Origin of the sequence: Anaerococcus lactolyticus ATCC 51172 (genome assembly GCF_000156575.1) — a bacterium.
GTDB lineage: Bacteria > Bacillota > Clostridia > Tissierellales > Peptoniphilaceae > Anaerococcus > Anaerococcus lactolyticus.
In genome coordinates this window covers 1-241 of sequence record NZ_GG666106.1, presented here as the reverse complement: position 1 = coordinate 241, position 241 = coordinate 1, and the positions used below count along the sequence as shown (strand labels likewise).

Annotated in this window: 1 protein-coding gene; it reads right to left on the bottom strand. The window is 71.8% G+C overall.

Going from position 1 to position 241, the window contains the following annotated elements:
* Positions 1-241, bottom strand: a 241-nt coding sequence (locus HMPREF0072_RS11440) for a hypothetical protein (RefSeq protein ID WP_004830538.1), incomplete at both ends; no start/stop codon positions are given.

Here is a 241-nt window from a genome sequence, read left to right as displayed (position 1 = left end):
GTAGAGGTTGGTGATGTCGCCGGCGCGCAGGGTCATGTCGGCGCCACTGAACAGCAACCCGCGCTCGTTGAGCAGGGCGGGCGCGTTCAATCGCAGGTTGCCGCCGCCGCCCAGGGTGCCGTAGTTGTTCAGGCTCGCGGCGCTGGCCACGAGGTCGCCGGCGGCGGTGATCCGCCCACGGTTGACCAGCAGGTTGCCGGCGCCGAGCGTGACATTGGCACCGCCGGCGAGGCTGGCGGCG